This window comes from Streptomyces scopuliridis RB72 (assembly GCF_000718095.1).
Lineage (GTDB): Bacteria > Actinomycetota > Actinomycetes > Streptomycetales > Streptomycetaceae > Streptomyces > Streptomyces scopuliridis.
The window spans coordinates 25021-49810 of record NZ_JOEI01000018.1 but is presented as its reverse complement, the minus strand read 5'-3'; the positions used below and the strand labels follow the sequence as shown (position 1 = coordinate 49810).

Below are 24790 nucleotides of genomic sequence, written 5' to 3'. Positions count from 1 at the left end.
CCTCCGCACCCGCCCCAACCCCCAGCAAGGGGAGGCGGGTTGGGGGACCACCGGGTTGCACCCACCCCCTCACCCCCACCGGGGCGGCGATCGGGCCGACCCACCGGCGGGAGGGGGCCGGGGTCGTAGGAGGTGCGTGTCCGGACACTAAAGCGTGATTTGTGGCGCGCGAACGCCCGTCTTCCGACTGTGGGCAGCTGCGCGCCGTAAATCATGCCGTCCGGACATGTACCTCCGGAGGCTCCGGCCCCCGGCCCAGGCAGCCGCAACCGCAACCCGCAACCTACGGCGAAGCCGTATCCGCCGCCGCTCGCACATCGATCTCCCGCCAGAACCCCGCCCGAATCGCATACCGGTCATGCTCATCGATCTGGTCGTCCTTATGCGCCAGCAGACCGAACCGCGCCGCATACCGCAGCAGTTCCCCGTCAATACGGTGCGGCACCCGCGGATACATCACGGACAGCTTCTGCACATGCCCCGCCTCCGGCAGCCGCTCCATCCACCGCCGCGCGAACACCTGCCCCACCTCGAAGGGATCGCCCCCCACCGTGGTGATGTCCTCCTCCCGGTCCGCCCAGCGCTGCTCCGCGCTGGTCAGCTGGGCCAGGGTCGGCAGCGAGGCCGTCTCCGGCGGCTCGCCCGCCGTGCCGCTGCCCGGTCGCTCGATCCACCCCTTGTCGGAGGACCACCGCAGCGTCGCCCCCGCCGGATGCTGTGCGGACTGCTGTCCGGACTGCTGCCCCGACGGACCCGGCGTCGGGGCGCCGGGGCCGCGCAGGCCCGCCAGGTCCTTGGGCGTCGGGACGCCCTTGCTGCCCGTGGCGGACGGGGGCTCCGCGCCGGGCCCCGCGGGGGCGGGCGCGGGCGACGAGCCGTTGCGCCCGGCACCCGCGGCGGCAGCCGCGGCGCTGCCCGCCGCCTCCGCCTCCGCCGCCCGCTCCGCAGACGCGGCCAGCGCCGACTCCGGCAGCGGCGCCGAGAGAATCGCCGCGATCTCGGGCCGCGGTGCCGGCGGTGGCGCGCAAACGCCGCCCAGGTCCTTGGCCCGTACCGCCTTGGTGATCCAGGCCCGGTCGAGCACCCGCCGCTCATCGGCCTCGGCGACCAGGTCCTCGGACTGGTTGTAGTCGCCGTCGGCGGCCTGCACGGCCCAGAGATGGACCGCGACGCCATGCTCCTTCGCGGACATCAGGCCGGGCAGCAGATCCCCGTCCCCGGTCACCAGCACCACGTCCGAGCAGGCGCGATTTCTGGCCAGCTCGGTCAGCTCCGCGTGCATCGCCGCGTCCACGCCCTTCTGTGCCCAGCGCCCGTCGCTGCGGGTGAGGGCGCCGAGCCGGACGGTGACGCGCGGCATGACCCGCAGCCGGCGGTGCTCGGGTTGCGGGACCCGATCGGGGGCACCGTCGAACCAGTAGATACGGAGCAGCGGCTGTTCCGTATCGGCCTCGGCCCGTTCGCGCAGGCCCTGGATGAGGGCGGCGTGGTCGACGGTGATGCGGGAACGGGCCGGTTCTCCGGCGAGGAGACTCGCGGCGGCGCCCAGCAGATAGCCGGCGTCCACCAGGACGACGCAGCGGTCCACGTGTTCCACCTTCTTTCGGGAACCTCGGGATCGTGAGATCGGGAGTTACTGCGGGTTTCCTTCGAGTCTGCCCGACGGCAAGAGGCTTAACGTCCGGAACTCGATCATCGGCGTGGCGTATCGGCGCTACAGAACCGATCAGGCCCCTGACGAGGGACCACTACACACGGCAATGATCCAAAATGCGCCGATTGGCGGTGTATGTGAGGCTTGACGCGGCCTGGCATCCAAACCCCCGGCAGGAGGCAGCACCATGGCCAAGCACAAGAACCGGGATCGCAGCAACAGGCAGCACGCCCGCTCGGACGCCGAGCGTGGCACCGAAGAGTCGAAGTCCTCGTCGATGGAGGACCGGTCAGAGCAGGTGCAGTCAAGGATCACGCCGACGGATGTAGCCCACAAGGGCAAGCAGAAGCGTTTCGGCCACAACTGACCCCACCACCCGCCGTCCGTAACCGTATGAGGGGCATCCCACGTGCTGGGGTGCCCCTCATATGCGTCCGCCTCACCGAGGCAGGGCTATCCAGCCAGGCAGGACGGGCCCAGCAGGACCTTCAGGTCGCCGAAGAGCGCCGGATCGGGCTGGACGCGGTGCCGGTCGAGCCGGAGCACCGTGGTCTTCCTGGCGCCCTGGAGCTTGATCCTGACCTCGGAGTTGCCCCGGTGGTGGCTGAGGATCTCACCGAGCCTGCTGACCATCGGCGGGGTGAGCTTCACCGTCGGGATCGTGATGGTGACAGGAGCGTCGGTGCCCGCCGACGACACGTCGGGGACCTGCAGCTCCATGGCGACGAGGCGGGGGATGTCCTCGCGCTTGTCGAGCCGGCCCTTGACGAAGACGACGGTGTCCTCGACCAGTTGCGTGGAGACCAGCTGATACGTCGCGGGGAAGAACATGCACTCGATGGAGCCGGCCAGATCCTCGACCGTCGCGATCGCCCACGCGTTGCCCTGCTTGGTCATCTTCCGCTGGAGACCGGAGATGATGCCGCCGATGGTGACCACCGCGCCGTCCGCGTGCTCACCGCCGGTCAGCTGGGAGATCGCGGCGTCGGACTTGTCGGACAGGACATGCTCGATACCGAACAGCGGGTGGTCGGAGACGTACAGACCGAGCATCTCCCGCTCCTGGGCGAGCAGATACGACTTGTCCCACTCGATGTCCGAGAATTCGACGTCGAGTCCGAAGCCGGGCTCGCTGGTCTCCTCCTCGCCCATCCCGCCGAAGAGGTCGAACTGTCCCTCGGCCTCCTTGCGCTTGACCTGCACCACGTTGTCGATCATCGGCTCGTGATGGGCGACCAGGCCCTTGCGGGTGTGGCCCATCTCGTCGAAGGCGCCGGCCTTGATGAGCGATTCGACGGTGCGCTTGTTGCAGACGACCGCTTCGACCTTGTCGAGGAAGTCGGGGAAGGTGGCGTACTTACCCTTCGCCTTGCGGGACCGGATGATCGAGTCGACAACGTTCTGGCCGACGTTGCGGACGGCGGTCAGGCCGAACAGGATCACGTCGTCGCCCTGCGCGGCGAAGTTGGACAGCGACTCGTTGACGTTGGGCGGCAGCACCTTGATGCCCATGCGCCGGCACTCGTTCAGGTAGACGGCCGACTTGTCCTTGTCGTCCTTCACGGAGGTCAGGAGCGCCGCCATGTACTCGGCGGGGTAGTTGGCCTTGAGATACGCGGTCCAGTAGGTGACCAGTCCGTACGCGGAGGAGTGCGCCTTGTTGAACGCGTATCCGGCGAACGGCACCAGAACGTCCCACAGCGCCTTGATCGCCTCGTCCGAGAAGCCGTTCTTCTTGGCGCCCGCCTCGAAGAGGACGAAGTTCTTCGCTAGTTCGTCGGCCTTCTTCTTGCCCATCACGCGGCGCAGGATGTCGGCCTCGCCGAGCGAGTACCCCGCGACGATCTGGGCGGCCTTCTGTACCTGCTCCTGGTAGACGATCAGACCGTAGGTGAGCCCGAGCACCTCCTTGAGGGGCTCCTCCAGCTCCGGGTGGATCGGGGTGATCTCCTGGCGGGCGTTCTTGCGCTCCGCGTAGTTCGTGTGCGAGTTCATGCCCATCGGGCCCGGCCGGTAGAGGGCCGAGACGGCGGAAATGTCCTCGAAGTTGTCGGGCTGCATCTGGCGCAGCAAGGAGCGCATGGGGCCGCCGTCGAACTGGAAGACACCGAGCGTGTCGCCGCGGCAGAGCAGTTCGTACGTCTTCGGGTCATCGAGCGGCAGCGAGAGCAGGTCGAGGTCGACGCCCTTGTTGGACTTCACCATCTTGACGGCGTCGTCCATGATGGTCAGGTTGCGCAGGCCGAGGAAGTCCATCTTCAGCAGGCCGAGCGACTCGCACTGCGGGTAGTCCCACTGCGTGATCGTCACACCGTCGGTGTGCCGGACCCAGACGGGGACGTGGTCGGTGATCGTCTCACTGGACATGATCACGCCGGCCGCGTGGACACCCATCTGCCGGACCAGGCCCTCCACACCCTTCGCGGTGTCGATGACCTTCTTCACATCCGGCTCGTTCTCGTACATCCCCCGGATCTCCCCCGCCTCGCCGTAGCGGGGGTGCTTGGGGTCGGTGATGCCGTTGAGGTCGATGCCCTTGCCGAGGACGTCGGCGGGCATCGCTTTCGTGAGCCGGTCGCCCATCGCGTACGGGTAACCCAGCACCCGCGCCGAGTCCTTGATCGCGTTCTTCGCCTTGATCTTGCCGTACGTGCCGATCATGGCGACCTTGTCGGCGCCGTACTTCTCGGTCACGTAGCGGATGACCTCACCGCGCCGGCGCTCGTCGAAGTCGATGTCGACATCGGGCATGGAGATGCGCTCGGGGTTGAGGAACCGCTCGAAGATCAGGCCGTGCTCGATCGGGTCGAGGTCGGTGATGCCCATGGCGTACGACACGATCGAACCGGCGGCGGAGCCACGGCCGGGGCCGACCGCGATGCCGTTGTTCTTCGCCCACATGATGAAGTCGGCGACCACGAGGAAGTACCCCGGGAAGCCCATGTCGATGATGATGCCCATCTCGTACTCGACCTGGCGCATGCGGTCTTCCGGGATGCCGTTCGGGAAGCGGCGGGCCATGCCGCGCATGGTCTCCTCGCGGAACCAGGAGACTTCGGTGAAGCCCTCGGGCACCTCGAACTTCGGCATCAGGTTCCGCTCCTGGAACCAGCCCTCGGTGTCGATCTGCTCGGCGACCAGGCGGGTGTTGGCGCACCCCTCCTGCCAGGCGTCGGACAGGTCCACCGCGTACATCTCGTCGGTCGACTTGAGGTAGTAGCCGGTGCCGTCGAAGCGGAAGCGGTCCGGGTCGGAGAGGTTCTTGCCGGTCTGGATGCAGAGCAGCGCGTCGTGGGCGGTGGCCTCGTTCGCGTACGTGTAGTGGGAGTCGTTGGTGACCAGCGGCGGGATGCCCAGCTTCTTGCCGACCTCCAGCAGCCCGTCCCGCACCCGGCGTTCGATCTCGATGCCGTGGTCCATCAGCTCCAGGAAATAACGGTCCTTGCCGAAGATGTCCTGGTACTCGGAGGCCGCCTTAAGCGCCTCGTCGAACTGGCCGAGGCGCAGCCGCGTCTGGAGCTCCCCCGAGGGGCAGCCCGTCGAGGCGATCAGCCCCTCCGACCACTTCGCGATGGTCTCCTTGTCCATCCGGGGCCACTTCTGGAGCCAGCCCTCCTTGTACGCGTCCGAGGAGAGCCGGAAGAGGTTGTGCAGCCCGGTCCGGTTCGCCGCCCAGATCGTCTTGTGCGTGTAACCACCGGAACCGGACACGTCGTCCCGCTTCTGGTGCGGCTGGCCCCACTGCACCTTCCGCTTCAGCCGCCGGGATTCGGGCGCCACGTACGCCTCGATCCCGATGATCGGCGTCACCCCCGCCTTCTTCGCCTGATGGAAGAAGTCGTAGGCGCCATGCAGATTGCCATGGTCCGTCATCGCGATATGGGACATGCCCATCTCTTTGCAGGCGTTGAACATGTCCCCCAGCCGCGCGGCACCGTCCAGCAGCGAGTACTGGGTGTGGACATGCAGGTGCGTGAACGGCGGCTTGGTCACGGCGAGGGCCTCCAGCGAGCGGACGACACGGTGTGGTTTCCAGGGGTGAATCTGTTGTTCTCCAGGGGTGAACCCGGGGTCCCACAGCGCTGCGGACAGTCTGGGGGGACAGCCTCGAAGTCTACGTCTCGGGACTGACAGCGGCGGGCACTCGCGAGTAGCGTCACGCGTTGCCCACTCCGAGGGGCGACGAGGCCCCTCACTCCACTGTCATGCACCAGGAGGCACCCCGCGATGTCGGTCCCGCGACCCGTTGAAGCAGCTGACGAGCAGCGCGGCGAGGAGATTCTCGCCGTTTTCGACACCGCGTTCGGTGAGCTCCTGGCGGCCGATCCAGCGGCCTTCCGGGTGAAGTTCCGGAAGATGGCGGCCTCCGCGTTCGCCTTCTACCGGGGCACGGCGTGCCTCTTCTACCACGACCTGGAGCGGGAGCGTACGGCGAGCGGGGTCACCGGCCCCTTCCTCGACGAGCGCACCGGCCGGGTATGGATCCACGGCGATCTGCACGCCGAGAACTTCGGTACGTACATGGACGCCAACGGCCGGCTGATCTTCAACGTCAATGACTTCGACGAGGCGTACGTCGGCCCCTTCACCTGGGATCTGAAGCGCTTCGCCGCGTCCCTGGCCCTGATCGGCTACACCAAGGCACTCAGTGACGAGCAGATCACCGAACTGGTGGAGATCTACGCGGGCGCCTACCGCGAGCGGATCCACGCGCTGGCCACCGGCGCCAAGAACGACGAGGTCCCGCCCTTCACCCTGGACACCGCCCAGGGCCCGCTGCTCGACGCCCTGCGCTCGGCCCGCTCGCTGACCCGCTTCGGGCTGCTCGACTCGATGACCGAGATCAGGGAGTACGAGCGCCGCTTCGCGCCGGGCGGCGGCTCCATGGAGCTGGACGCCGCCACCCGCTACAAGATCCTCGCGGCCTTCGACGGCTATCTGGAGACCCTCCCCGAGTCCAGCCTGGCCCGCCCCGACTCGTACCGCGTGAAGGACGTCGTCGGACGGCGCGGCATCGGCATCGGCTCCGCGGGGCTGCCCTCGTACAACATCCTGCTGGAGGGCAACAGCGACGCCCTGGAAAACGATGTCGTGATCTATATGAAGCAGGCGCAGACCCCGGCGGTCTCGCGGCACATCACCGACCGGGCCGTACGGGAGTACTTCCAGCACGAGGGCCACCGCACGGTGATCTCGCAGCGGGCGCTCCAGGCCCACGCCGACCCATGGCTGGGCTGGACCGAGCTGGCCGGGACGGGGCAGCTGGTGGCGGAGGTCTCGCCGTACGCCGTCGATCTGGACTGGTCGGATCTGGACGATCCCGAGGAGATCGCGGCGGTCGTCGCCGACCTGGGCCGCGCGACGGCCACGATGCACGCGGCGGCGGACGACGAGAGCGGCCACTCGCTGGTGCCGTTCTCCACGGAGCGCTCCATCGACGCGGCGATCGCGGCCGACGAGGAGGGCTTCGGCGCGCTGCTGGTGGACTTCGCGCACGCGTACGGGGCGCGGGCCAGGGCCGACCACCAGATCTTCGTCGACCTGTTCCGCAACGGCCGGCTGGGCTGAGGCCTGCCCGTTTTTTAAGGACCGCTTACAGGGACGCATGGCACACTCGGCGACGATGGACATATCAGGGACGCGGCTCAGGGCGGCGCGGGCAGCACTGTTCACGGCACTGGTCGTGACACTGTCCGCGGGCTCGCATGTGCTGCTGTCCCGGGCCCCGCTGCCCCTGACCGTCGTCGCCGCGCTCAGCGTCGTGGTGTTCCTGGTCGCGTACGCGGCGGCGGGCCGCGAGCGGGGCTTCTGGCGGATCGCGGCCCTGCTCGTCCCGCTCGAACTGGCCGCGGACACCGTCTTCACCAGCGGCCAGCACGTCTGTTACGGCCCGGCCGGCGGCCCCGTCGCGGGGTCGCTGCGCTCGGTCGGCCTCGATGTCCTGTGCGGGGGCGCCTTCGGTACGCCGCTGCCCGGGGTGGTCTCCCCCGAGGCCACCGCGTCCACGCTGCTGAACTCTCCCGACCCGGCTCTGCCCTGGCTGCTGCTGGCCGCCCATGTCTCGGTCGGGCTGCTCGCCGCGGCCTGGCTGCGGCACGGCGAGTCCGCGCTCTCCCGGCTGGTCCGGGCCGCGGGCGCCTGTGCCTTCCGCCCGCTGCTGATCGCCGTCGCGGCGGCGGGCACGGTCCGCCGGGCCGTACGGCGCGGGCCGCGCCCCGCCGCCCGCCCGCGGCCGTCCCGTACCCGCCTTCTCGTGCACTCCGTAGGACGGCGGGGGCCGCCGCGCCTCGCGCTCAGCTCTGTCTGAGCCGCGCCCCGTCCCCCAGCAGTTACGTCATCACACGGAGTGAACCATCATGAGCGCACGCAACAACCAGGCCAACAAGGCGGCAGCCCGCGAGCGGCTGCGCGAGGAGCGCGAGCGGCAGGCGAAGAAGGACAAGGTCCGCCGCCAGCTCGTCGTCCTCGGCTCGGCCGTCGTGGTCCTCGCGATAGCCGGCGGCGTGGGCTTCGCCGTCGTCCAGGCCAACAAGCCCTCGCACTGGGAGGCGATGAAGGACGAGAAGTCCGTCGTCGCCCCGAAGAACACCGAGGGTACGGACGGTACGACCGTCGTCATCGGCAAGGCCGACGCAAAGAACACGCTGGAGCTGTACGAGGACTCCCGCTGCCCGGTCTGCGCGAGCTTCGAGCAGACGGTCGGCGAGACCGTCCAGAACGGCGTCGACTCCGGCACATTCAAGATCAAGTATGTCGGCGCGACCTTCATCGACAACTCCGACAACGGCACGGGCTCGAAGAACGCCCTGTCGGCGCTGGGCGCGGCGCTCAATGTGAGCCCCGAGGCGTTCCTCCAGTACAAGACCGCGCTGTACTCGGCGAAGTTCCACCCCGAGGAGACCAACGACAAGTTCGCCAAGGACAGTTATCTGATCCAGGTGGCGGACTCGGTGAGCGCGCTCAAGGGCAACAAGGCGTTCCAGAAGGACGTCACGGACGGTACGTACGACGCCTGGGCGATGAAGATGTCCGCCACCTTCGACAAGAGCGGGGTGAGCGGCACCCCGACGCTGAAGCTGGACGGCAAGAAGCTCACCGCCGAGGGCACCGAGAACCCGCCCATGACGGTGGCGGAGTTCAACGCGGCGGTCACCAAGGCCCTCAAGGGCTGACCAGGGAAACCACCCGGCCCGGAGGCGGGAACCCTCCGGGCCGGGCTCGCAACGGGTGGAACGGGCGGAGCGGCCCGTACGCTGGCCGGTCCCCGGCCTCGGAGCGGCCTCAGAACCGCCTCAGGCGGCCTCAGAGCGAGTCGATGAAGGCGAGCCCGGTCCGCCAGGTCTCCTCGGCGGCCCGCTCGTCGTAGTCCGGCAGCTCGGGGTCGGTGTAGAGATGCCCCGCCCCCGGGTAGCGGTAGATCTCCACATCGGCGCCGGCCTGCCGCATCTTCAGGTACCAGGCGGTCAGCCAGTCGTGCGACTCGAACGGGTCCGGGTCCGCGACATGCAGCTGTACGGGCAGGTCGTCCACGGACGCGTTCTCCGCGATCTCGGACGTACCGTGCAACAGCAGCAGCCCGCGCGCCTTGGTGTCGCCGAGCGCCAGAGTCTGCGCGATCGAGCCGCCGAGTGAGAAACCCGCGTACACCAGACCGCGTTCCGAGTACGGCGCGGCGGCCAGCACCGCGCGGCGCAGCAGCTCGTCCTTTCCGATCTTCTCCTTCAAGGCCATACCCTCCTCCACAGAGGTCGCGGTCTGGCCCTCGAAGAGGTCGGGCACGCGCACCTGATGCCCGGCGGCACGCAGCCGGTCCGCCGCGGCGTGCACGGCCGGGCGCGGACCGTAAACGGAATGGAAGAGCATGATGTCCATCCGGCCATCCTGCCAGCCCGTATCGACACCCGACGAGGGAGCCATGGAGAACGTACTGCGCCCACTTCTCGTGCTCGGCGGCTCGGTGCTGCTGACGCTCGCGCTCGGCTGGGCCGTCGATCTGGTGCTGCGCCGCGCGGACGCCCGGCACTCCGATACCCCGCTGTGGGGGCTGCTGCGGCGCTGCCGGCTGCCGCTCCAGGTGGTCCTGCTCACGGCCCTGCTGCGCGGTACGTTCCGGCAGACCCGGTGGCGGATCATCGAGAGCCATCACGACGGGATCGGCCGGGCGCTCTCGCTGGTGCTCATCGGCGCCGGTGCCTGGCTGGTGGTACGCATCGTGTCGGCGGCGGTGGAGTCCACGTACGCCCGCTACGCGGCCACGACCCGGGACGCGGCCCGGATCCGCCGGGTCCGTACGCAGGTGACGCTGATCATGCGAATCGTGACGGCGGTCGTCGTGGTGGTCGCGGCGGCGGCGATCCTGCTCACCTTCCCCGACATGCGGGCCATCGGCACCTCGATCCTGGCCTCCGCGGGCATCATCGGCATCGTCGCCGGTGTGGCCGCGCAGTCCACGCTCGGCAATCTCTTCGCGGGCTTCCAGATCGCGTTCGGGGACATGGTGCGGATCGGCGACACGGTGGTGGTGGACGGCGAGTGGGGCGTGGTCGAGGAGGTCACGCTCACCTTCCTCGCCGTACGGACCTGGGACGAGCGGCGCATCACGATGCCGGTGTCGTACTTCACCAGCAAGCCGTTCGAGAACTGGTCGCGCGGCGGGGTCCAGATGACCGGCACCGTCTTCTTCCAGCTGGATCACTCGGCGCCGATGGGGCCGATGCGCGAGAAGCTCCACGAGATCCTGCTGGCGTGCCCGGCCTGGGACGGCAGGGCCTGGAATCTGACGGTCACCGACACCGCCACGACCACCATGGAGGTGCGCGCCGTGGTCACGGCCAAGGACGCGGACGACATCTGGACGGTGCGCTGCGCGGTACGCGAGCAGCTGATCGGCTGGCTGGTGGAGACGCATCCGTACGCGCTGCCGAGGATCTCGACGGATCTCGCCCATGGACTTCTCCCGCGCGGCCGGAGCCCGCTGCCCGCCGAGCGGACGGAACGGGACGAGCGCGACGAGCACGACGAGCACGACGAGGGAGACCGCGACGAGGACACGCCGCGGCCCCGCACGGGCCGCGGCTGAGACCGCGCACACGCTCGCTCAGCGCATGCTGCGCACGTCCAGGTGGCGCAGGACGCGGTCCACGATCTCCGGGTCCGAGCCGGGCTCGTTGCGGGCCGAGAGGACCTCGTGGCGGGCCGCCGACATCATCTCGCGCTGAATGCGCTGGACGGTCTTGATGCGCTCCACCCGCTTGGTGACCCACTCACGCCGCTCGTCATCGATCAGATCGGGGCTGATCCGCACCCCGATGTCGCCCGCGCCGCGCTGGAGCCGCTCGCTGATCTCCTCCGGCAGGTCCTCGACGTCCTCGATCTCCCTGAGCCGGCGCTTGGCCGCCTTGGCGGCGCGGATCGCGAGCGAGTGCTCCAGCTCGCGTTCCGCGTCCGTGTCCGCCCGCACGCCGAGCTTCCGGACCAGCCAGGGCAGGGTCAGGCCCTGGATGACCAGGGTGGCGATGATGACCGCGAACGCGATGAAGATGATCTCCTCGCGGCCGGGGAACGGCTCGCCGCTGTCGGTCTTCAGCGGGATCGCCAGCGCCAGGGCGACCGAGGCCACCCCGCGCATCCCGGCCCACCACATGACGACGGTCTCGCGCCAGCTGGTCGGGATCTCCTCGTCGTAGTCGCGGAGCTTGTGCATCCGCTTGGCCAGCCAGGTCGCCGGCAGCAGCCACAGCAGCCGTACGAACACGACGACCCCGATGACCGCCGCGCCCCAGCCGAGCATCTCGTACGCGTGGCCGCCGGCCGCGCCGAAGGCGTTGTGGAGCTCCAGCCCGATCAGACCGAAGGCGACGCCGGTCACCAGGGTGTCGACGATCTGCCAGAAGGAGTTGCCGGCCAGCCGCCCCATCACGTCGTCGGCGTCCGCCGTGTGCGTGGCCAGGAAGAGCGCGGTGGTCAGGACGGCGAGCACACCCGAGCCGTGCAGCTCCTCGGCCAGCACATAGCTGACGAACGGCACCAGCAGCGAGAGTCCGATCTGCAGCGTCGCGTCACCGAGCACCGACATCAGCTTGTTGGAGATCCAGCCGAGCGCGAGCCCCATCGCCACGGCCACCACCGCGGACAGGACCAGCGAGCCGACCGCGTTCGGCCAGGAGAACGTTCCGCTGACGACCGCGGCGATCGCCACGTGGTAGAGCACGATCGCGGTGACATCGTTGAAGAGCCCCTCGCCCTCCAGGATCGAGACCAGCCGCCGGGGCAGTCCGAGGGAGCCCGCGACGGCGGTCGCGGCCACCGGGTCGGGCGGGGCGACGAGCGCGCCGAGCGCGACCGCGGCGGCGATCGGCAGTCCGGGCACGATGGAGTTGGCCACCGCCGCGACGGCCGCCATCGTCACGAAGACGAGCGCGACCGCGAGCAGCAGGATCGGCCGCACATTCGCCGCGAACTGCCGCCAGGAGGTGCGCTGTACGGCGGCGTACAGCAGGGGCGGCAGCAGCAGCGGAAGGATGAAGTCCGGCGGCACCTGAACGTTCGGTACGAACGGCAGCAGCGCCAGGACGATCCCCGCCAGGGTCATCAGCACCGGCGAGGGCAGCCCCAGCCGCTCCCCGAGCGGAACCGTGACCACCGCGCCCAGCAACAGCACGAGCAGCAGCGCCAACTGGTCCACGGTGGGCCCTCCAGTGATCGAAAGCGTTACGGCAGAAGCGTCCGGCGCATCGACCGGTGCGCTATGCCCGCGTCCTGGAACTCGGGGCCGTACGCCGCGTATCCCAGCCGCTCGTAGAAGCCCAGCGCGTGCGATTGCGCGTGCAGGTCCACCACCGTGAGGCCGCGCTCGCGGGCCGCGTCCTCGACGGCCCGTACGAGCGCCACGCCGATACCGAGACCGCGGGCCGACGCGACGACCGCCAGCCGTCCCAGCGAGCCGACGGACGGGTCCCCGCCGGTCCTGTCGGCGGCCTCGGGCCCGTACAGCAGCCGCGCGGTGCCCAGCGGCGTCCCGTCCTCGCGGATCGCGAGCAGCTGGAGCGCCCGCGCGTCACGGCCGTCGTACTCGATGTCCTCGGAGACCCGCTGCTCGACGACGAAGACCTCCTTGCGGACCGCGAAGCACGCCTCGATGTCCGCCGGTCCGGCCGCGATCCGCACCTGGAAGCCGGCGCCGTCGCCGCCCGGGGTCATCCGTTGCTCTCCGCCCTGACCTTGTCCAGCGCGGCCTGGAGATCGTCGGGGTAGCCGCTGGAGTACTCCACCCATCGCCCGTCCGACGGGTGCTCGAAGCCGAGCCGTACGGCGTGCAGCCACTGCCGGGTCAGCCCAAGCCGCTTGGCCAGCGTCGGATCGGCGCCGTAGGTCAGATCGCCCACGCACGGATGGCGGTGGGCGGACATGTGCACCCGGATCTGGTGCGTACGGCCCGTCTCCAGCTTGATGTCCAGCAGCGAGGCCGACCGGAACGCCTCGATCAGGTCGTAGTGCGTCACCGACGGCTTGCCCTCGGCGGTGACCGCCCACTTGTAGTCGTGGTTCGGATGGCGCCCGATGGGGGCGTCGATGGTCCCGCTCATCGGGTCCGGGTGGCCCTGCACCAGCGCGTGGTAGCGCTTGTCGACGACCCGCTCCTTGAACTGCGCCTTGAGCAGCGTGTACGCGCGCTCCGACTTGGCCACCACCATCAGCCCGGAGGTCCCGACGTCCAGCCGGTGCACGATGCCCTGCCGTTCGGCCGCCCCGGAGGTGGAGATGCGGTAGCCGGCGGCGGCCAGGCCGCCGATGACGGTCGTACCGCTCCAGCCGGGGCTGGGGTGCGCGGCGACGCCGACCGGCTTGACGATCACCACGATGTCGTCGTCGTCGTGCACGATCTCCATGCCCTCGACGGGCTCGGCCACGATCTGCACGGGGACGGCCGCCCCCGGCATCTCGACCTCCAGCCAGGCCCCGCCGTTCACACGCTCGGACTTCCCGACGACGGCGCCGTCGACCAGGACCTTCCCGGAGGCGGCCAGCTCGGCCGCCTTCGTACGGGAGAACCCGAACATACGGGCGATGGCGGCGTCGACGCGCTCGCCTTCCAGGCCATCGGGCACGGGCAGGGTTCTGATCTCGGGAAAGCTCACCTGTCGAGTATGCCTTGTAGCTACAAGGCGCCGGACCGCGCGCCCCCGGACCCTCAGTCCCGGTGGACGGTCCCGTCGGGGTCGAGACCCCGGAACGACAGCAGCACGATGAGGATGCCGCCGCAGACGATCGCGGAGTCGGCGAGATTGAAGACCGCGAAGTGCGCGGGCGCGATGAAGTCGACCACGGCGCCCTGGAAGACGCCGGGCGAACGGAAGATCCGGTCGGTGAGATTGCCCAGCGCGCCACCGAGCAGCAGACCCAGCGCGATCGCCCAGGGCAGGCTGTACAGCTTGCGGGCCAGCCGGGCGATCACCACGATCACCGCCGCCGCGATACACGTGAAGATCACCGTGAACGCCTCGCCGATACCGAACGCGGCGCCCGGGTTCCTGATCGCCTCGAACTTCAGCAGATCGCCGATCACCTCGATCGGCTCGTGGTGCTCCAGCTTGGCCACCACGAGCATCTTGCTGCCGAGGTCCAGCAGATAAGCCACCACGGCCACGGCGAAGAGGGCGGCGATCCTGCGCTTCCCTCTGGGCTGCTCGGCGGCAGCCGCGGCCTCGTCGTCAACCTCCGGCGTACCGATGCTGCGCTCCGCCTCTGCCACGTAAGTTCCTCAACCCTAGGTACCTGACTGAGGACGAGCGTACGGCACACGCGAACGCGTTCAGCCGCGACGTTCCTGTTTCTGCTTGTCCTCCACACAGAGTGTGGCCCGCGGAAACGCCTGCATCCTGGCCTTGCCGATCGGCTTACCGCAGACCTCGCAGAGCCCGTACGTACCGGTGTCGAGCCGCTGGAGCGCCCGCTCGGTCTGCTCCAGCATCTCGCGGGCGTTGGCCGCGAGCGACATCTCGTGCTCCCGCGTGATGTTCTTCGTGCCGGTGTCCGCGTCGTCGTCACCCGCCCCGTCCCCGGAGTCCCGCATCAGCCCGGCCAGCGCGGTCTCGGACGAGGTGATCTCGGCGCGCAGTCTGGCCACCTCGCTCTCCAGCACGGCGCGGGCCGCCGCGACCTCCTCCGGCGTCCAGGGATCCTCGCCCGGCCGTACGGCCAGCTCCTCCGGGGGTGTGGCGGCGGCGCGCGCGGTGGGGACCGCCGTCGCGGCCCCCGATCCACGCCGGCCGGCCGCCGTACCCCCGCCGCCCGCGGTCTTCTTCGCTCCCACCGTGCTGGCTCCCGTCTGTTCCGCGGCCTGGGCCGCCCCCTCGGCCGCGGACGCGGCCTTCTTCGCGGTCTCACCGGCGGCCGCCCGGCCGGGCGCCGCCTTCTTGGCCGCGGACTTCTTCGCGGCCGTCTTCTTCGCCGGTGCCTTCTTGGTCGCTTTCCTGGCCGTCTTCTTGGCTGCTTCCTTGGCCGCGGACTTCTTCGCCGGTGCTTTCTTGGCCGGTGTCTTCTTCGCCGCCGACTTCGCTGTGGCCTTCGCCGTGGTCCTGGCCGCGCTCTCGGTCGCCGGTTTCGCCGCGGTCGTCTTCTTCGCGGCGGTCTTCTTCGCCACCATGGCCGCGGCCCCTTCACATAGGGTGATCTTGCTCGCGAATCGTGCTGGGACGATAAATCGACCCCAGCCCCGCGGCAACGGGGCACGCCGCCGGATCGGCCCTCCCCACGTCGACGACAAGACCAGCCTGCATCGGTTGTGCCCAGCTCGCCGCCCGGTAATCCGCCGAGGGGCCGCCGCCGAGCCCACCGGGCCGGTATAACCATTCGGGTCATACGTTCGGCCGTACGGCGCTCCCCGCGTAAACCGGTCGGCCGCGCCCCGCCCGGCCCCGTACACTGGGCCGAGCGAGAGGCGTGGATGGGGACGAGTAGCGTCGTACGCGGCCATGAGCGACCCGGGGACGGTGAGAGCCCGGGGGCAGAGCGCGAAGTGAAGCATCACCCCGGAGCCGCCGGAAGAAAGCCCCGGTCCCACCGGAGCGAGTAGAACCGGCAGCGCGACCCCAATGAGGGGGCCACGGGCGGCGCACGCCCGGGGCCAAGGAGGGTGGTACCGCGGGAGCACTGCTCTCGTCCCTCCGACGGAGATGCCGCAGTTCCGCCGGAGGAAGCGCCCCATGACACCAGTGACCCCGCCCCAGTACCGCCAGGTGCCCGCCCAGGTCGATCTGCCCGCGCTGGAGCACGCCGTGCTCGATTTCTGGCGCGAGAGCAAGGTCTTCGACAAGAGCCTCGAACAGTCCGAGGGCCGCCCCGAGTGGGTCTTCTACGAGGGCCCGCCCACCGCCAACGGCATGCCGGGCGCGCACCACATCGAGGCCCGGGTCTTCAAGGACGTCTTCCCGCGCTTCCGCACCATGCGCGGCTACCACGTCGCCCGCAAGGCCGGCTGGGACTGCCACGGCCTGCCCGTCGAGCTGGCCGTCGAGAAGGAGCTGGGCTTCACCGGCAAGCAGGACATCGAGGCGTACGGCATCGCCGAGTTCAACGCCAAGTGCCGCGAGTCCGTCACCCGGCACACCGACGCCTTCGCCGAGCTCACGACCCGCATGGGGTACTGGGTCGATCTGGACGACGCGTACCGCACGATGGACCCGGAGTACGTCGAGTCCGTCTGGTGGTCGCTGAAGGAGATCTTCAACAAGGGCCTGCTGGTCCAGGACTACCGCGTCGCGCCCTGGTGTCCGCGCGACCAGACGGGCCTGTCCGACCATGAGCTGGCGCAGGGCTACGAGACGGTCGTCGACCCCTCGGTCTTCGTCCGCTTCCCGCTCACCTCGGGACCGCTCGCGGGCGAGGCGGCGCTGCTGGTCTGGACGACCACCCCCTGGACCCTGGTCTCGAACACCGCCGTCGCCGCGCACCCCGATGTCACCTATGTCGTCGCGACGAACGGCGAGGAGAAGCTCGTCGTCGCCCAGCCACTGGTGGAGAAGGCGCTGGGCGAGGGGTGGGAGACCACCGGCGAGTCGTTCACCGGCCGTGAGATGGAGCGCTGGACGTACAAGCGCCCCTTCGCGCTGATCGACTTCCCGGACGGGACCGAGGCGCACTACATCGTCAACGCCGAGTACGTCACGACCGAGGACGGTACGGGTCTGGTCCACCAGTCCCCGGCCTTCGGCGAGGACGACCTCAAGGTCTGCCGCGCGTACGGCCTCCCGGTCGTGAACCCGGTCCGCCCCGACGGCACGTTCGAGGAGAGCGTCCCGCTGGTCGGCGGGGTCTTCTTCAAGAAGGCCGACGAAGCGCTCACCGAGGACCTGCGCACGCGCGGCCTGCTGCTGCGCCATGTGCCCTACGAGCACAGCTACCCGCACTGCTGGCGCTGCCACACCGCGCTGCTCTACTACGCGCAGCCGTCCTGGTACATCCGTACGACGGCCATCAAGGACCGGCTGCTGGAGGAGAACGAGAAGACCAACTGGTTCCCGGACTCGGTCAAGCACGGCCGGTACGGGGACTGGCTGAACAACAACGTCGACTGGGCGCTGTCCCGTAACCGCTACTGGGGCACCCCGCTGCCCATCTGGCGCTGCGAGGACAACCACCTGACGTGCGTGGGATCGCGCGCGGAGCTGAGCGAGCTGACGGGCACCGACCAGTCGGCGCTGGACCCGCACCGCCCGTTCATCGACGAGATCACGTTCGGCTGCCCCACCGAGGGCTGTTCGCTGGAGGCCGTCCGGGTCCCGGAGGTCATCGACGCCTGGTACGACTCGGGTTCGATGCCGTTCGCGCAGTGGGGCTACCCGTACAAGAACAAGGACCTCTTCGAGAAGCGCTACCCGGCGCAGTTCATCTCGGAGGCGATCGACCAGACACGCGGCTGGTTCTACACGCTGATGGCCGTCGGCACGCTGGTGTTCGACAAGTCGTCGTACGAGAACGTGGTCTGCCTCGGCCATATCCTCGCCGAGGACGGCCGCAAGATGTCCAAGCACCTGGGCAATATCCTCCAGCCGATCCCGCTGATGGACCAGCACGGCGCGGACGCGGTCCGCTGGTTCATGGCGGCCGGCGGCTCCCCGTGGGCGGCCCGCCGCGTCGGCAACGGCACGATCCAGGAGGTCGTCCGCAAGACGCTGCTCACGTACTGGAACACGGTCGCCTTCCAGGCCCTGTACGCGCGCACCTCCAACTGGGCCCCGAGCCAGGCCGATCCGGCGCCGGCCGACCGCCCGCTGCTCGACCGCTGGCTGCTGAGCGAGCTGCACGCGCTGGTCGACCAGACCACCCAGGCCATGGAGACATACGACACCCAGCGCACCGGCAAGCTGCTCTCGGCCTTCGTCGACGATCTCTCCAACTGGTACGTACGCCGCTCGCGCCGTCGCTTCTGGCAGGGCGACAAGGCGGCGCTGCGCACGCTGCACGAGGTGGTCGAGACGGTCACGCGGCTGATGGCCCCGCTGACCCCGTTCATCACCGAGCGGGTCTGGCAGGACATGATCGTGCCGGTGACGGCCGAGGCGGAGGAGTCGGTCCACCTGGCGAGCTGGCCGGAGGCCGACCTGACGGCGATCGATCCGGCGCTGTCGCGGCAGATGACGCTGGTACGCAGGCTGGTCGAGCTGGGCCGCGCGACGCGCGCCGAGTCGGGCGTGAAGACCCGCCAGCCGCTGTCCCGCGCGCTGATCGCGGCGACGGGCTTCGAGGACCTCTCCGCCGAGCTGCGCGCCCAGATCACCGAGGAGCTGAACGTCTCCTCGCTGGCGACGCTCTCCGAGGTGGGCGGCTCGCTGGTCGACACCACGGCCAAGGCGAACTTCCGCGCGCTGGGCAAGCGCTTCGGCAAGGGCGTCCAGGCGGTGGCCAAGGCCGTCGCCGAGGCGGACGCGGCGGCCCTCTCCGCCGCCCTGCGCGACGGTACGGCCACGGTGACCATCGACGGCGAGCCGATCTCGCTCGCCCCCGACGAGGTGATCATCACGGAGACCCCGCGCGAAGGCTGGTCGGTCGCCTCGGACTCCGGGGCGACGGTCGCCCTGGACCTGGAGATCACGCCGGAGCTGCGCCTCGCGGGCCTGGCCCGTGACGCGATCCGCCTCATCCAGGAGGCCCGCAAGAACAGCGGCCTCGACGTGGCGGACCGCATCGCGGTCCGCTGGACGACATCCTCCCCGTCCACCACGGAAGCCCTGACCGCACACGCCCCGCTGATCTCCGAGGAGGTCCTCGCCACGGACTTCGCCACGGGCGAAGCGGACGACGCGTACGGCACCCCCTTCACGGACGAGGGCCTCTCCCTCACGTTCCGCCTGCGCAAGATCTAACGCCCCCCGAGCGGCCCGGCCCGGCATCCCCGGTCCGGGCCGTTCCTGTGTCCGCCCGCCTTTGTCCCACCTCCACCCCCACGCGACGGTAGCGCCGCGAAGCCGGCGCACTCCGGCGCGAGGTTCCGCGACGCGAAAGCCGGTGCAGCCGGGGCTCACCGGGACGGTGGCGCCCGGTGCGTCGGCGCCGCGAAGCCGGCGCCCTGGGGTGCGGGGTCCGCCCCGCCGTCCGTACCCACCCCACCGGAACGGTGGGGGCCGGGGTCCCGGGCAGCGCCCCGGTTTCGGGAAGGGGCGGGTCAGGGGAGAGCCCCGCGCAGCGGCCCACGCACACGCCCGCGCCGGCCACCGCACCCGCACCCGCACCCGCACCCGCACCCGCACCCGCACCCAAAAAAAGGGGCTGGGCCCGAGGTAAATACCCCGGGCCCAGCCCCTCAGCCTGCCGACGGCTACGCGCTGCTCACGCGCACCCCGCCCCTCAGTTGTCGTCCTCGTCGATCAGAAAGCCCCGCATCGGCGACGGCGCCTGCTGCATCGGCTGCGGTGCCTGCGGCCGCACCGGTGCCATCGGCTGGGTCATCGCCGGCGACATCTGCTGCTGACCGCCGTACGACGGACCCGGCGAGGGCGTGTGGCCACCCATGGAACCGCCCATGGAGCCCCCCATGGACGGGTTGCCTCCCATGCTGTGTCCCATCGCGCCCGCACCGGCCGGAGCCATGGACGGCGACGGCGGCAGCGACGCGGTCGCCGGGGTCCGCGGCGGGGCCAGTGAGTCGTCGGCCTGGGTCTCCAGCTGACGCAGCTGGCTCTCCAGGTAGGACTTCAGCCGCGTACGGTACTCGCGCTCGAAGCCGCGCAGGTCCTCGACCTTGCGCTCCAGCGTCGCGCGCGCGGACTCCAGGGAGCCCATCGCCACGCGGTGCTTCTCCTGCGCGTCCCGCTCCAGCGCGTCCGCCTTGGCGCGCGCGTCCCGCTCCAGACCCTCGGCACGGCTGCGCGCCTCGCCGACGATCTTGTTGGCCTCGGAGCGCGCCTCGGCGATCGCCTGGTCAGCGGTCTGCTGGGCGAGCGAGAGGACTCGCGCGGCGCTGTCGCCGCCGGGGCCCTGACCGGGCTGGGGCATCCCCGGGCCGTGGCCGCCCATGGGGCCGCCCATCGGTCCACCCATGGGGCCGCCCTGCTGCTGCATGGGGCCGCCCTGGCCCATCGGACCGCCCTGGCCCATGGGGCCACCCTGCTGCATGGGACCGCCCTGCATCGGGCCGCCCTGCTGCATGGGGCCGCCCTGGCCCATCGGTCCGGGGCCGTGCTGGCCGCGCGGGTCATGACCCTGCGGACCGGGGCCGTGGCCGTGCGCGCTCGGACCCGCGGGCAGCTGCGGAGCACCACCGGGCAGCTGGGGGGGACCCATCTGCGGGGGCTGCTGCTGCTGCGGCGGTCCTGATATGGCGGCGGGTACCGGGGCACCCGGCCGTTCCTGCTGTTCGGGAGGCTTCCGCATACCCTGCTGCTGTTGGTTCTGCGCGGCGGCACGCGTGGCGGCGGCCAGCTTGGCGCGCAGGTCCTCGTTCTCGCGGAGCAGGCGGGTCAGTTCGGCCTCGACCTCGTCGAGAAAGGCATCGACCTCGTCCTCGTCGTAGCCTTCTCGGAGGCGGACGGTCGTGAACTGCTTGTTCCGCACGTCCTCAGGGGTCAACGGCATCTCTACTTCACCTCTACGTAGTCGTCGGCAGTCGGCAAGACCGTATCGTTCACATTCCCCTCGCCAGGTTGCTCACAAGCGAGATCAGGATGTAAACGATGATCATCAGAACGAAGAAGGACAGGTCGAGTGCCACGCCCCCGAGACGCAGCGGCGGAATGAACCGCCGCAGAAGCTTGAGCGGTGGATCGGTGACAGTGTAGGTGGCCTCCAGAACGACCACCATCGCCTTGCCGGGCTGCCATGAGCGGGCGAACTGGAAGACGTAGTCCATGACCAACCGGAAAATAAGCACGATGAGGAAGCACATCAGAGCGATGTAAACCACCTGTAGTGCGACGCCCATCCCGCTGCTTCCCTCTCCCCTGGCTCACTCTGGTCCGGCCGCTCGCCGGGACTTTCCCGCCGTGCGACCGGGTCGTTCCCGGTGCTGCTTCCTAGCTCTGGTTGAAGAACCCGCCCTCTGCGATGCGGGCCTTGTCCTCCGCCGTGACATCGACGTTAGCAGGAGACAGCAGGAACACCTTCTGGGTCACTCGCTCAATGCTGCCATGGAGACCGAAGACAAGTCCCGCGGCAAAGTCGACAAGTCGCTTCGCATCGGTGTCGTCCATCTCGGTCAGATTCATGATCACTGGAGTGCCCTCGCGGAAGTGTTCCCCGATAGTACGGGCCTCGTTGTAGGTCCTCGGGTGCAGTGTGGTGATGCGGTAGGGCTCCCGCTCGGACACAACCTTGGGCATGATCACCGGTGCGTTCTTCTCCAGGCTCGGACGTTCAGGTGTGATGGACGCCACGGGGGCGATTCGGGCGGGACGTCCGCTTTCTGCCGCTAGCGACACCGGCTCACGCTCGCGCTGCGCCGGCGGTTGGGGCAGCCGTACCGGCTCTTCCCGCTCCTGCTGACGCACGGGCTGGTGACGCCGGTGTTCCCGCTCGGGCTCCGGCTCGGGTTCGAAATCATCGTCGGGGTCGAAGCCCCGGCCGTCGTACCCATCGTCCTCCACGAGGCCGAGGTAGACCGCCATCTTGCGCATCGCGCCGGCCATGCTCTGAGTCCTCCGCTCTGTGGTGGATCGGCCTCGTCACCAAGTGCCCGCGATCCACTAGGTCTGTCCGCTTTTTGGCGAAATGACCATATTTTCTGCTGTGGTCCGACTTGCTTCGCGACGTTACCCGAGGCTGGGTCGGACTCCGAGTACCGCCGTACCGACGCGTACATGTGTCGCACCGGCCTTCACAGCGTCCTCAAGGTCCGCACTCATCCCTGCTGAGACCATGTTCGCAGCCGGATGGTCCGCGCGCAGGCGGGATGAGAATTCCAGCAGCCGCTCGAACGCCGCCTGTTGCCGTCCCGCGTACGGTCCGGCGAGCGGCGCCACGGTCATCAGACCGCCGAGCCGCAGTCCTGGTGAACCGGCCACCGCTGTGGCCAACTCCTCAATTCCGTCGGGTGCCGTGCCGCCCCGCGCACCGCGTTCACCGGACTCGGCGTCGAGGGCGACCTGAATCAGACAGGTCAGCTCACGCTCCGCGCGCACCGCCGCGGCGGAGAGCGCGGAAACGAGCTTGATCCGGTCGACAGACTGCACGACTTCGGCGTAACTGGCTACGGAGCGGACCTTGTTCGTCTGCAATTGACCAACAAAGTGCCAGGTCAGCGACAAATCCGCACAGGCGGCGGCCTTGGGCGCGGCATCCTGGTCACGGTTCTCGGCGACGTGCCGTACGCCGAGTTCATGGAGCAGGCGGACATCGCTCGCGGGGTAGGTCTTGGTGACCACGATCAGGGTCACCTCGTCCCGCGCGCGCCCGGCGGCGGCGCAGGCGGCGGAGATACGTTCCTCCACCCTCGCCAGATTCGCGGCGAGTTCGGTCTTCCGGTCCTTCATGCGCTTATCAGTCCAGCCAGACATAGCCGGCGAGCCGTCCGGTGGTGCGGTCGCGGCGGTACGAATAGTGGTCGTCCGACTCCAGTGTGCAGACCGCCGAGCGCTGCCGGTCCCGCACCCCGAGCGCGTCGAGCTGTGCGTGGACCCCGGCGACGACATCCACGGCCGGGGTGGACCAGCTGGTCTCGGAGTGGGCCTCCGGCACGGCGGCGGCGACCTCGTCCCGCATCCGCGCCGGGACTTCGTAACAGCGACCGCAGACGGCCGGTCCGGTACGGGCGGTGATCCGGGAAGGTTCCGCGCCCAGTGTGATCATCGCCTCGACGGCGGCCGGTACGATCCCCGCGACCAGACCGGGACGGCCGGCGTGGGCGGCGGCCACGATCCCGGCGGCCGGGTCGGCCATCAGCAGCGGAACGCAGTCCGCGGTGAGTACGGCGAGTGCCAGTCCGCGCCGCTGCGTGACGATCGCGTCGACGGCCGGGATGTCCGCGCTCGTCCACGGTCCATCGACGACGGCCACATCGCGGCCGTGCACCTGGTTCATCCAGACGACCCGCGCGGGGTCGAGCGCCAGGGACTTCGCGGCGAGTTCGCGATTGGTGCGGACGGCCCCGGGATCGTCGCCGACCGCGCCGCCGAGATTGAGCTGAGCGTACGGAACGGCGCTCACCCCGCCCCACCGGTCGGTGAAGGCGAAGTGCGCGCCGCTCCGTGTTTCGTGCTGTCGTATCACTTCAAGAAGTCCGGGACGTCCAGCTCCTCGGCCTGGCTGTCCTGGTAGGGACGGGCCGGGGGAACCTGCGGCGGGCTCACCGGGGAGAGCGGCTTCTCGTTGACCGCCGGAACGGGCTCGGGCCTGGCCGGGGCGTCCTCGCGCGGCGGTACGGTGCCGAGCCCGGAGGAGCGGCCGGTGTCCGAGGACCGGGAGGGCGCCGGCTGCTCGTCGCGCTTCGCGGAGCCCGCGCCCAGTACGGTCTCGCGCCGGGTCGGCGGCTGTCCGCCGTCGAAGCCGGCCGCGATCACGGTGACCCGTACCTCGTCGCCCAGGGCGTCGTCGATGACGGCGCCGAAGATGATGTTGGCCTCGGGGTGGGCCGCCTCGCTGACCAGCTGCGCCGCCTCGTTGATCTCGAAGAGACCGAGGTCGGAACCGCCGGAGATGGAGAGCAGGACACCGCGGGCGCCGTCGATGGACGCTTCGAGGAGCGGCGAGGAGATCGCCATCTCGGCGGCGGCCACCGCGCGGTCGTCGCCGCGGGCCGAGCCGATGCCCATGAGCGCGGAGCCCGCCTCGGACATCACGGACTTGACGTCGGCGAAGTCGAGGTTGATCAGACCGGGGGTGGTGATGAGGTCCGTGATGCCCTGGACACCCGACAGCAGCACCTGGTCCGCGGACTTGAACGCGTCGAGGACGCTGACCTGGCGGTCCGAGATGGACAGCAGCCGGTCGTTGGGGATGACGATGAGGGTGTCGACCTCTTCGCGGAGTTCGGCGATGCCGTCCTCCGCCTGGTTCGCGCGACGGCGGCCCTCGAAGGTGAACGGGCGGGTGACCACACCGATCGTGAGGGCGCCCAGCGAGCGGGCGATATTGGCGACGACGGGCGCGCCGCCGGTGCCGGTGCCGCCACCCTCGCCGGCGGTGACGAAGACCATGTCGGCCCCCTTGAGGACCTCCTCGATCTCCTCGCGGTGGTCCTCTGCCGCCTTGCGGCCGACTGCCGGGTTGGCTCCGGCGCCGAGGCCGCGGGTGAGTTCACGGCCGACGTCGAGCTTGACGTCGGCGTCGCTCATCAACAGGGCTTGTGCGTCGGTGTTGATCGCGATGAACTCGACGCCCTTGAGGCCGACCTCGATCATTCGGTTGATGGCATTGACACCACCGCCGCCGACACCGATGACCTTGATGACTGCGAGGTAGTTCTGCGGTGCTGCCACGTCGAAGGCCTCTCGCCTCGAGTTACGTGTCGTCGCTTCGCTGATGTGGCGCCGCGACGACTGATGCCGATGGGACGGTCCGAAACGCCGACCCAAACCCTCACGTTGAAGTTCAGGGTTACCAGTGTGTCCGCTTCTTGGACTCTTCCGAACAGGACACTAAGTCGACAAGTGGCGCACGTTCAACGAACACGCCGAACCTCCCGTTTTTCTTTTCACCCTATGTGAT

The 24790-nt window shown here is 69.6% G+C and carries 20 protein-coding genes; 6 read left to right on the top strand and 14 right to left on the bottom strand.

Features of this window, described 5'->3' with window-relative positions:
• Positions 1-283 precede the first annotated feature (283 nt).
• The gene (locus IF11_RS0122710) at positions 284-1597 is read right to left on the bottom strand and encodes an NYN domain-containing protein (protein WP_078490857.1); all 1314 of its coding nucleotides are present in this window, start codon (positions 1595-1597) and stop codon (positions 284-286) included.
• Between the two features lie 244 nt (positions 1598-1841).
• On the opposite strand from IF11_RS0122710, the gene IF11_RS0122705 reads away from it, so the two are divergent.
• Positions 1842-2021, top strand: a complete 180-nt coding sequence (locus tag IF11_RS0122705) for a hypothetical protein (RefSeq protein WP_030353531.1) — start codon at positions 1842-1844, stop codon at positions 2019-2021.
• A gap of 86 nt (positions 2022-2107) precedes the next feature.
• Here IF11_RS0122705 and dnaE read toward each other — a convergent pair whose 3' ends face one another.
• Entirely contained in the window at positions 2108-5647 is a 3540-nt protein-coding gene (gene dnaE, locus IF11_RS0122700; protein ID WP_030353530.1) for a DNA polymerase III subunit alpha, read from the bottom strand.
• 234 nt (positions 5648-5881) lie between these two features.
• On the opposite strand from dnaE, the gene IF11_RS0122695 reads away from it, so the two are divergent.
• Genes IF11_RS0122695 through IF11_RS0122685 form a run of 3 tightly spaced genes read left to right on the top strand, consistent with a single transcriptional unit; the run spans position 5882 to position 8826 of the window.
• Complete coding sequence (locus IF11_RS0122695) at positions 5882-7222, top strand: DUF2252 domain-containing protein (RefSeq protein ID WP_030353529.1); 1341 nt, start codon at positions 5882-5884, stop codon at positions 7220-7222.
• A gap of 55 nt (positions 7223-7277) precedes the next feature.
• On the top strand, positions 7278-7961 hold the full coding sequence (locus IF11_RS0122690; protein ID WP_030353528.1) for a hypothetical protein: 684 nt from the start codon (positions 7278-7280) through the stop codon (positions 7959-7961).
• A gap of 49 nt (positions 7962-8010) precedes the next feature.
• Positions 8011-8826, top strand: coding sequence for a DsbA family protein (locus tag IF11_RS0122685; RefSeq protein WP_030353527.1), 816 nt, complete (start codon positions 8011-8013; stop codon positions 8824-8826).
• Between the two features lie 130 nt (positions 8827-8956).
• Here IF11_RS0122685 and IF11_RS0122680 read toward each other — a convergent pair whose 3' ends face one another.
• Positions 8957-9526 carry a dienelactone hydrolase family protein gene (locus IF11_RS0122680; RefSeq protein WP_030353526.1) on the bottom strand — a complete coding sequence of 190 codons (570 nt, stop codon included), beginning with the start codon at positions 9524-9526 and terminating at the stop codon, positions 8957-8959.
• Between the two features lie 43 nt (positions 9527-9569).
• On the opposite strand from IF11_RS0122680, the gene IF11_RS0122675 reads away from it, so the two are divergent.
• Positions 9570-10733 carry a mechanosensitive ion channel family protein gene (locus tag IF11_RS0122675; protein ID WP_030353525.1) on the top strand — a complete coding sequence of 388 codons (1164 nt, stop codon included), beginning with the start codon at positions 9570-9572 and terminating at the stop codon, positions 10731-10733.
• Positions 10734-10751: 18 nt separating this feature from the next.
• Here the strand turns inward: IF11_RS0122675 and IF11_RS0122670 are convergent, their stop codons facing one another.
• Genes IF11_RS0122670 through IF11_RS0122650 form a run of 5 tightly spaced genes read right to left on the bottom strand, consistent with a single transcriptional unit; the run spans position 10752 to position 15299 of the window.
• The gene (locus IF11_RS0122670) at positions 10752-12338 is read right to left on the bottom strand and encodes a Na+/H+ antiporter (protein WP_030353524.1); all 1587 of its coding nucleotides are present in this window, start codon (positions 12336-12338) and stop codon (positions 10752-10754) included.
• 26 nt (positions 12339-12364) lie between these two features.
• Positions 12365-12853: a GNAT family N-acetyltransferase gene (locus tag IF11_RS0122665; RefSeq protein WP_030353523.1), complete on the bottom strand. Its 489-nt coding sequence runs from the start codon at positions 12851-12853 to the stop codon at positions 12365-12367.
• Positions 12850-13791 (bottom strand): RluA family pseudouridine synthase, encoded by a 942-nt coding sequence (locus IF11_RS0122660; RefSeq protein ID WP_030353522.1) that lies wholly within the window; start codon positions 13789-13791, stop codon positions 12850-12852. The genes IF11_RS0122665 and IF11_RS0122660 overlap by 4 nt, the downstream gene beginning before the upstream one ends.
• A gap of 53 nt (positions 13792-13844) precedes the next feature.
• Entirely contained in the window at positions 13845-14405 is a 561-nt protein-coding gene (gene lspA / locus IF11_RS0122655; RefSeq protein WP_030353521.1) for a signal peptidase II, read from the bottom strand.
• Positions 14406-14465: 60 nt separating this feature from the next.
• Entirely contained in the window at positions 14466-15299 is an 834-nt protein-coding gene (locus IF11_RS0122650; RefSeq protein ID WP_030353520.1) for a TraR/DksA family transcriptional regulator, read from the bottom strand.
• 568 nt (positions 15300-15867) lie between these two features.
• On the opposite strand from IF11_RS0122650, the gene ileS reads away from it, so the two are divergent.
• Positions 15868-19017 (top strand): isoleucine--tRNA ligase, encoded by a 3150-nt coding sequence (gene ileS, locus IF11_RS0122645; protein WP_030353519.1) that lies wholly within the window; start codon positions 15868-15870, stop codon positions 19015-19017.
• A 481-nt stretch (positions 19018-19498) separates the two neighbouring features.
• On the opposite strand, the gene IF11_RS0122640 is transcribed toward ileS, so the two are convergent.
• From IF11_RS0122640 to ftsZ, 6 genes are all read right to left on the bottom strand, one after another.
• Positions 19499-20725 carry a DivIVA domain-containing protein gene (locus IF11_RS0122640; RefSeq protein ID WP_030353518.1) on the bottom strand — a complete coding sequence of 409 codons (1227 nt, stop codon included), beginning with the start codon at positions 20723-20725 and terminating at the stop codon, positions 19499-19501.
• A gap of 49 nt (positions 20726-20774) precedes the next feature.
• The gene (locus IF11_RS0122635; protein ID WP_030353517.1) at positions 20775-21071 is read right to left on the bottom strand and encodes a YggT family protein; all 297 of its coding nucleotides are present in this window, start codon (positions 21069-21071) and stop codon (positions 20775-20777) included.
• A 91-nt stretch (positions 21072-21162) separates the two neighbouring features.
• A complete protein-coding gene (locus tag IF11_RS0122630; protein WP_030353516.1) occupies positions 21163-21774 on the bottom strand; it encodes a cell division protein SepF in 612 nt (203 codons plus the stop codon).
• A gap of 123 nt (positions 21775-21897) precedes the next feature.
• Complete coding sequence (locus tag IF11_RS0122625; protein WP_030353515.1) at positions 21898-22617, bottom strand: YggS family pyridoxal phosphate-dependent enzyme; 720 nt, start codon at positions 22615-22617, stop codon at positions 21898-21900.
• Between the two features lie 7 nt (positions 22618-22624).
• The gene (pgeF, locus tag IF11_RS0122620; RefSeq protein ID WP_030353514.1) at positions 22625-23353 is read right to left on the bottom strand and encodes a peptidoglycan editing factor PgeF; all 729 of its coding nucleotides are present in this window, start codon (positions 23351-23353) and stop codon (positions 22625-22627) included.
• Positions 23350-24561 carry a cell division protein FtsZ gene (gene ftsZ, locus IF11_RS0122615; RefSeq protein WP_030353513.1) on the bottom strand — a complete coding sequence of 404 codons (1212 nt, stop codon included), beginning with the start codon at positions 24559-24561 and terminating at the stop codon, positions 23350-23352. Before ftsZ ends, pgeF begins: the two co-directional genes overlap by 4 nt.
• Positions 24562-24790 lie beyond the last annotated feature (229 nt).